The following is a 9,137-nucleotide window of genomic DNA, read 5'->3' on the forward strand; positions in this document are numbered from 1 at the left end:
AAAGATAAAAATATAACTGGAAATGAAATTTCCAGTTATAAAACATATCTAATATTCAATTTACACAAGTTATTCTACATCCTCAGGGAGGCATATAGCCTCCCTTTTTTATAATCTCATTTGGAAGTTTATTCATCTTCTTCTTCGGAATTATTATTTGAACTAGCTGCTATAGCTAATAATATTTCAGAATCTGTTATTAGAGATATTCCCTTAGGTAATGTTATATTGCTTGCTAGAACTTTATCTTCAAAATTCATGTTACTTACATCAAATTCTAAAGTTTCAGGCATACTTGAAGCAACGCCTTGGACTTCTATTTCAGGAGAAAAAGTTTCTAAAACTAATCTCTTAGTTTCTAAGTTTTCTTCACCTAAAAATGTTACAGGAATTTTCAATCTTATAACTTCATTTTTTCTAACAGCTTGAAAATCAGCATGAATAACTTTTCCATAAACATCTTTTTGAACTTCTTTTATTACACAAGTTTTGGTTTTTCCGTTGATTTTTAAAGGAATTAAGGAACTTGATGTGTTTGAACTAATAAGTTTAATCAATTCGATCTTTTTAATTTTTATAGGAATTGCTTTTTCTAAACTTCCTCCGTAAATTATACAAGGAACTTGTCCATTTTTTCTTAATAGGTTTGATTTTTCATTAGATTCTCTTTCAATAACTTCAAATGCTAGATTTGTCATTATAAAGCCTTCTTTCATTAAATTATTTATACTTTACTAATGTACTCTATAGCAATTAAGCTGCTTGTAATCTTATGCGTTAGGATTAAGCGACCTACTTCCTATAGAGTTTGTAGGTTATTTCCCTTATCGCATTCGCCTCCTTTAATGAAATACAATTTAAGTATATCACTAGAAAAAATATATTTAAAGCAAAGTTGTAAGATAATTGACAGATATTGAGGTGTTGATATATAATGATAAACAAAAGCTATGATTAGGAAAAGTACTTAAATCTTCTACTTTAAGAGAGCAACTGGTTGGTGGAAAGTTGTATAGAGTTTAAAGGAAAATCACCTAGGAGTTGGAAATTGAAAGGCTTAAGCTTAGTAGGTTTTCCCGTAAGCCTGCGTTAAAGGATAGAGTATGAAAGTACTTGAAAAGAGCATCTTGAAATATTTAGATGCATTTGCCATAGGTGGTATAGCGAATATAACTTCGTCCTTTTGGATGGAGTTTTTTTTATTTTTATAAAAAGTTATTAATAAATTTATAAAGGTAAATAACCTAAAAAAGTTAACTATAGGAAATAAGAGAGGAGTATCTTTAGAATGTACAAAAAAGTAGAAATGCCAAAAGGTTTTGTAGGCATGGAAAAAGAAGTCGCAGATTTTTGGAAAGCAAAAAGTGTAATTAAAAAGAATTTTGATATGAATAAAGATGGTGAGTATTTCACTTTCTATGATGGACCTCCAACAGCAAATGGAAAGCCTCATGTAGGGCATATTTTAACAAGAGTTATGAAGGATATTATCCCAAGATATAAGGTTATGAAGGGATATAAAGTTATAAGAAAAGCTGGTTGGGATACACATGGTTTACCAGTTGAACTTGAAATAGAAAAGAAACTTGGAATCTCAGGTAAGGAACAAATTGAAGAATATGGCGTTGAAAAATTCGTTACTGAATGTAAGGAAAGCGTATTTAAATATGTTTCAATGTGGGAAGATATGACTAATAAAATTGGATATTGGGTTGATATGGATGAGCCATATGTAACTTATCACAATTCTTATATAGAATCAGTATGGTGGGCATTAAAACAAATGTGGGAAAAAGGTCTTTTATATGAAGGACACAAGGTTATGCCATACTGCCCAAGATGTGGGACAGCTCTTTCATCTCATGAAGTAGCTCAAGGGTATAAAGATGTTAAAGATTTAACTGCAACTGTTAAGTTTAAGGTAGAAGGGGAAGAAAATAAGTATATATTAGCGTGGACAACAACTCCTTGGACATTGCCATCAAACTTAGCTATATCTGTAAATAAGGCTTACACTTATATAGAAGCAAAAGTTGGAGAAGAAATTTTAATTCTTGCAAAAGATTTAGCAGGAAAAGTTCTTGGTGAAGATTATGAAATAGTTAGAGAATTTAAGGGAACAGAACTTGTTGGTCTTAAATATGAACAATTAATGCCTTTTGCAAAAGTAGAAGGAAAAGCATTTGAAATAATTCATGGTGATTATGTTACTTTATCAGATGGTACAGGAATAGTTCACATTGCACCAGCTTATGGTGAAGAGGATAGTTTAGTTGCAAAGGCTAATGGAATCACGTTTATTAATTTAGTTGATAAAGAAGGTAAATTCGTAGAAGAAGTTACTCCGTGGGCAGGTAAATTCGTTAAAAAGTGTGATGAAAGCATCTGTAAATGGTTAGAAGAAAATAATAAGTTATTCAAAGCAGAAAAACACCTTCACTCATATCCACATTGTTGGAGATGTGACACACCACTTCTTTACTATCCAAAGGAAAGCTGGTTTGTTAGAATGACAACTCTAAGAGATAAACTTTTAGAGAACAATAATAAGATTAATTGGTATCCAGATAACATTAGAACAGGTAGATTTGGTAAGTTCTTAGAAAATGTTATTGATTGGGGTATTTCAAGAGATAGATATTGGGGAACTCCACTTCCAATATGGGAATGTGAATGTGGGCATAAGGAATGTGTTGGCAGCATTGAGGAATTAAAAGAAAAAGGAAGAAATGTGCCAGAAGATATAGAACTTCATAAGCCATATATTGATAATGTTAAATTAAAATGTCCTCACTGTGGTAAAGAAATGGTTAGAACTAGAGAAGTTATTGACTGTTGGTTTGATTCAGGGTCAATGCCATTTGCCCAATTACATTATCCATTTGAAAATAAAGAGTTATTTGAACAAAACTATCCAGCCCAATTTATATCAGAAGCTGTTGATCAAACTAGAGGTTGGTTCTATACACTATTAGCTATTTCAACTGCTATTTTTGATAGAAATCCATTTGAAAATTGTATAGTTTTAGGGCATGTTTTAGATAAAAAGGGATTAAAGATGTCTAAGTCAAAAGGAAATGTAGTCGATCCATTTGAGGTGTTAGATGCTCAAGGTGCAGATGCTACAAGATGGCATTTTTATACAGCTAGTGCACCATGGTTACCAACAAGGTTCTCAGTTGATGATGTTGGTGAAGCTCAAAGAAAGTTCTTAAGCACATTATGGAATGTATACTCATTCTATGTTTTATATGCAGATATAGATGGATTTAATCCATTAGATTATACTGATTTCAAATCAGAAAATGTTATGGATAAATGGATTATGTCTAAGTTAAACACTTTAGTTAAGGATGTAGATGATAAGTTAAACGCTTATGATATAACAAATGCAGCTCTTCAAATAGAAGATTTTACAGATGAGTTATCAAACTGGTATGTAAGAAGAAATAGATCTAGATACTGGTCAGAAACTTTAACTGACGATAAGATAGGAGCTTATGTGACTTTATACAAAGTTCTTGTAACTTTATCAAAGGTTGCAGCGCCATTTGTGCCATTTATAACAGAAGAAATTTATCAAAACTTAGTAGTTAATTTAGATTCAAAAGCGGAAGAAAGTATTCACTTATGCAATTGGCCACAAGTTGATGAAAAGGCAATAAACAAAGAATTAGAAAAAGAGATGGATCTAGCTTATACAATAGTTAAGCTTGGAAGAAGTGCTAGAAACGGAGCTAACATTAAGAATAGACAGCCGCTTTCAGAAATACTAGTTTCAGTTGCATCAATTCCAGAATATTATGGAGATATCATAACTGATGAGTTAAATATCAAGAGTATAAAGTTTGGTGCGGATTTATCAGAACATGTTAATTTTGAGCTTAAGCCAAATCTGCCTGTACTTGGTAAAAGTTATGGAAAGTTAATTCCAGCTATAAGAAAAGAAATAGCATCTAGAAATCAAATGGAATTAGCTCAAAAAATTAAGAGTGGCAACGTTGAAGTTATAAATATAGACGGAACTGAGATTGAATTAAATTCAAATAGTATTCTTGTTACAATGCAAGGATTAGATGGTTATGCTTTTGCAGGTGAAGGAGAAATTGGAGTGGTTCTTGATACTCATATTACAGAAGAATTAAAAGAAGAAGGTCACTTAAGAGAAATGATTTCTAAAATTCAAAATATGAGAAAAGAAAAAGGCTTTGAAGTTGCTGACAAGATTAACTTATATGTTAGAAATAATGACATGTTAATGAATGTAATCAAGAAGTTTGAAGATATAATTAAAAGAGACACTTTAACAGTTGAAGTTATATACGGAGCAGAAAATTGCGATTATATGGAAACAACAATAAATGGTGAAAAATTAGATATTGATGTTAAAGTAATTAGATAATATTTAAATATGAATGCACAATTTAGGGTAGAATTAGTAATATATATTCTAAATTGTGCATCATTTATTATGTGCAAAAAGAACAATGTTTTAAGAAAAACTATAAATAAAAAAGATAACTGCTTGTTATTGCGCTAATATATATGTATAATTAATAATTAGAATATATAAAAATGGGAGTGATAAATAAATGGCAACTTCTATTAAAGACGTAGCAAAAGAGGCTGGCGTATCTATTGCGACCGTATCAAGAGTGTTAAACGATATCGATGTTGTAAATGAAGACACAAAGAAAAAGGTTTTAGACGCCATTAAGAAGTTAGGTTATAGACCTAACATTGTAGCAAGAAGTTTGAAAACTCAAAGAACTAAAACTATAGGTATACTAATTCCAGATATATCAAGTCAATTTTATCCTGAAATCGTAAGAGGAGCAGAGGATGTTTCACATATATACGATTACAATGTAATACTATGTAATTCTGATTTCGATGCAGAAAAAGAGAAAGAATATTTAAGAGTTCTTAAGGAAAAGATGGTGGACGGAGTCATTTATATGAGTAGTTCACTTAATGAAGATATCTTAGATTTAATTAACGAGTTAGATTTAAAAACCGTATTGGTTGAGACAAAAGATAAGGATGGTGCTTTCCCAAGCGTTACTATAGATAACGTAAGTGCTGTACATGATGGAGCTAAATATCTTATTGAACAAGGAATAAAGAATTTAGGTTTCATTGGTGTAAAAAATGATGGTATGAATGCATGGGGAGAGAGATACATAGGATTTGAGAATGCTTTAAAGGAAGCTAATTTATCAGTATTAGATGATCTAGTTTGCTTTGATACATTAAGAGTAAAATCAGGAGCAAAAGGTGTAAAACAATTTATAGAAAGTGGTAAGAAATTCGATGGAATTGTTTGTGCATCAGATGAAATTGCAATGGGTGCAATAAATGAACTTAGAGATAATGGAATTAAGGTACCAGAGGATGTAAGTGTAATAGGGTTTAATAACAACTATGCTGCTTCAATTTTCTATCCTAAAATATCAACTATTACCCAACCAAGTTATGATATGGGATCAGTTGCTATGAGAATGCTTATAAAAATTCTTAATAAGAAAGATTTAGAACAAGATCAATATGTTCTTGATTATGAATTGATTAAGAGAGACAGTACAAAATAAAAAATAATACCTATAGGCTAATATTTTTGTAAGTTTTAGCTTATAGGTATTTTTATCTTAATGTATGGGAAAGTATAAAAAATTCAAGGGGCTGTATCAGATTGAGTTAAAAAACTTCAATCTGATATAGCCTCTCTTACTTGATTTTTTCATATAAAATTTTACTTAATCAATAAGCTAAACCATCGTTTTTAGAAGCTTAGTTCAAATTATATTTAGCGAAATTATTATTTTTTAAAACTACAATTTATATCCAATAGAATATAATGCAGCTTGCTCACCATGGATTAAAGTAGTATCAAACAATGGTATTTTAGTGTCTTTTTGTTGAATTAACAATCCAATCTCCGTACAACCTAATATAGTTCCTTGAGCACCTTGTTTTGCTAATTTATTTATAATATTTAGATAAATCTGCTTTGAATGTTCGGATATAATTCCTAAACACAATTCATCATAAATAATTGTATTTATAAGATTTATATCTTCTGAATCAGGTATTAATACGTCAATTCCATTTTCAATTAATTTAGACTTATAAAAATCCTGCTCCATTGTATATTTTGTTCCTAATAATGCAACCTTGTTAATACAGCTTTTCTTTAATTCCTGTGCAGTTACATCTGCAATATGTAATATAGGAATATTAATAGCTTCTTGAATTTGATTTGCTACTTTATGCATAGTATTAGTGCATATAACTATAAACTCTGCACCTGCTTTTTCTAGACTCTGTGCAGCTTCTGATAAAATTTGCGCACTCTTCTCCCAATTACCAGTTGATTGACATTTCTCAATTTCATGAAAATCAACACTATATAATAAACACTTTGCTGAATGTAACTCTCCAAGTTGATCTTTGATAACATTGTTCACAACTTGATAATAGGTAACCGTGCTTTCCCAGCTCATACCCCCAATTAAACCAATTAGTTTCACTTCTGTTCACCCTTCCAATTTGATGATTTTCTGTTATATATTTTAGTTATAACTAAATTATACCATATGATAAGTAAATAACTAGAAATAGATATGGATATTAATCTATATATTTAATAATTTTAACGGAAGGTATAGTGTTATTGTTGATGATTCTGGTATGTAAGATAAATTAAAATACCGAAGGTCATCGGTATATGTCTAGGACTACAAAGTGCATCGGTAGTTAACTTTGGTAACCTTGTTATTGGTGGAGTGTTTATTTTAATTCCTTAATATGTTTTTTATAAAAAAGCAGTTTGTTATTAAAGTGCAACTTTTTGTATTAAATAATCACTAATGTTGTTCGAAATTTGACATTTAGGAATAATAAATGTAAAATAATACAATATAATAATATTATTGTAAAAAATGTATCAATATACTTGGCAAGTAATTGAATAAGTATCAGGGGGGGGTATATGGAGCAAAATATATATACAAAAAAAATATGTTATGAAAATGTAAAAACATTCATAAGTAAATGTATGAATGAAGTATTTTCATTATCAAAAGAAATGAATTTTAATCTTATTCAAGAACACTATAATTATATTTTTGATAGTATATATAATTTAGTGATTGAAGATTTATTAGCTTTTGTAAATAATGATCCTGCTTGCAATGGAAATTTAGATTTAGTATTAAATTCATATAGATCATTTAAATGTATCGTTTTATATAGAATCGCAAATTGTATTTATTATAGTAATAATATTGATAGTTATAATAAATTAATTTTAGCTCGAATGATTTCCGAATATGCAAAAGTACAAACGGGTATAGAAATACACCCTGCCGCAAAAATTGGGAAACAGTTTGTTATTGACCATGGAATTGGAACAGTAATAGGTGAAACATGCGAGATAGGAGAACAATGTTATCTATTACAAGGAGTTATATTAGGATCTAAAGGTATCTCTGCAAATGAAGCGGGAAAAAGACATCCTACTTTAGGGAACAATGTAGAAATAGGAGCTTTTAGTAGAATACTTGGTCCAATTACTATTGGGAATAACGTTAAAATTAGTCCACACACAGTATTGACAAGTGACATACCTAGCAATTCAAAAGTTATTATTCAAAATGAATTACAAATTCTAAAAGAACGAAATTGTATTAATTCAATTAGTATAACTAATATAAAATATGACGGTGAATTGTTATTGTCTATATATGGGGAAAACTTAAAAGATACTTCTATTGAAGTTTTAGATAAAGATTTTAATTCTATCAATTATATAGAATACAACGTACTGATGATGAAAAATGATATCATAAAAATTAAATTTAAAACAACTAATAAAAGTTTATTAAAAGAAATCAAAAATATCTTTTTGTTAAAAATATTTAATCAATATAATAATGAAGTAATACTAGCAAATTGTATAGCAATGAAATTAATGTTCAAAGATATTATAACTTGATAGTAGAAATTTTTTAAAATTCCATTTATGCAATGAAGAAAATAATATATTAGGAGGATAAGTATATGGATAAATATTCACTTGTAAATTGTATTGGAAATACTCCAATTGTTAAGTTAAACCAAATAGTACCTAAAGATTCTGCAGATATATATGTAAAGCTTGAAGGGTTTAATCCAGGAGGCAGTCATAAAACTAGAATTGCATTAAATATGATAGAAGAAGCTGAGAAAAGTGGTATTTTAGTTCCTAATAGTGGACAAACAATAATAGAAGGAACAGGTGGTAATACAGGTACTGGACTAGCAATTGCCGGTTGCTTAAAAGGCTATAAAGTAGTATTGGTAATTCCAAAGCATTATATTACCAAAGATAGAATGTCTATGTTGCATGCTTATGGAGCAAAGGTAATAGTTTGTGAAAGTGCTTTTGGTGCACACATTGAGACGGCAAAAAGACTTTGTAATGAAAATCCTGATTATGTATATTTAAACCAATTCATTAACCCTTCAAATCCTAATACACATTACAAATATACAGGTAAAGAAATTATAGAACAAATTTCTAGTCCCATAGATGGATTTGTATGTGGTGTTGGTACTGGAGGAACATTATCTGGAATAGCAAAGAGAATTAAAGAAGCTTATCCATCAGTAATAATAGCAGCAATGCAACCTAAAGGATGTGAGGTTTTAAAAGGAATAGCTGTTCCACATGAAATTAAAGGTAATGTATCTGCAGAAGGAATTCCAGAAACGTTTGAAGTCTCTCTTGTAGATACCTCAATATCCGTTTCATTTGATAGAGTTAAAGAAATTGCTAAATTATTATCAACCAAAGAAGGCCTTTTCTTAGGAATTTCATCATGTGCAAATATAGTTGCTGCCATTGAGCTGGCGAAGACATTAGGAAGTGGAAAAACTATTGCTACAATATCTCATGACTTTGGAAACAATTATGTGGATTTTTACAATGAACTATTTTCAAATTAAAATTTCTATAAGAAAATGAAAAAACAACAAAATTATATTATAAAGATATGTATAATGTAAGATTTAAAGCTAAAATCATAGATTTATTCTTAGATCAAACCATTGCGTTTCCGGGAGGCGATACTGGAGGCATCTATGTTAATTATAAC

General features: G+C 29.6%; 6 protein-coding genes and 1 other annotated feature. Of the genes, 4 read left to right on the forward strand and 2 right to left on the reverse strand.

Annotated elements, in window-relative coordinates:
- Positions 1-128: 128 nt before the first annotated feature.
- The gene (locus FAY47_RS13780) at positions 129-698 is read right to left on the reverse strand and encodes a 50S ribosomal protein L25 (RefSeq protein WP_185966836.1); all 570 of its coding nucleotides are present in this window, start codon (positions 696-698) and stop codon (positions 129-131) included.
- A gap of 243 nt (positions 699-941) precedes the next feature.
- Positions 942-1,186: a binding site (T-box leader), on the forward strand.
- A gap of 102 nt (positions 1,187-1,288) precedes the next feature.
- On the opposite strand from FAY47_RS13780, the gene ileS reads away from it, so the two are divergent.
- Together ileS and FAY47_RS13790 are read left to right on the forward strand one after the other, a co-directional pair.
- Positions 1,289-4,402 (forward strand): isoleucine--tRNA ligase, encoded by a 3,114-nt coding sequence (gene ileS / locus FAY47_RS13785; RefSeq protein WP_143317493.1) that lies wholly within the window; start codon positions 1,289-1,291, stop codon positions 4,400-4,402.
- A gap of 190 nt (positions 4,403-4,592) precedes the next feature.
- The gene (locus FAY47_RS13790) at positions 4,593-5,591 is read left to right on the forward strand and encodes a LacI family DNA-binding transcriptional regulator (protein ID WP_143317494.1); all 999 of its coding nucleotides are present in this window, start codon (positions 4,593-4,595) and stop codon (positions 5,589-5,591) included.
- Positions 5,592-5,831: 240 nt separating this feature from the next.
- On the opposite strand, the gene FAY47_RS13795 is transcribed toward FAY47_RS13790, so the two are convergent.
- Entirely contained in the window at positions 5,832-6,530 is a 699-nt protein-coding gene (locus FAY47_RS13795; protein WP_143317495.1) for an aspartate/glutamate racemase family protein, read from the reverse strand.
- A 461-nt stretch (positions 6,531-6,991) separates the two neighbouring features.
- Here FAY47_RS13795 and FAY47_RS13800 point away from each other — a divergent pair, with 461 nt between their 5' ends.
- Together FAY47_RS13800 and FAY47_RS13805 are read left to right on the forward strand one after the other, a co-directional pair.
- On the forward strand, positions 6,992-7,996 hold the full coding sequence (locus tag FAY47_RS13800) for a serine O-acetyltransferase (protein WP_243129626.1): 1,005 nt from the start codon (positions 6,992-6,994) through the stop codon (positions 7,994-7,996).
- Positions 7,997-8,061: 65 nt separating this feature from the next.
- Entirely contained in the window at positions 8,062-8,988 is a 927-nt protein-coding gene (locus tag FAY47_RS13805) for a cysteine synthase family protein (protein WP_143317496.1), read from the forward strand.
- The last annotated feature ends 149 nt before the right edge of the window (positions 8,989-9,137 follow it).

The sequence above is a fragment of the Clostridium sp. HBUAS56017 genome (assembly GCF_007115085.1).
GTDB lineage: Bacteria > Bacillota > Clostridia > Clostridiales > Clostridiaceae > Clostridium > Clostridium cibarium.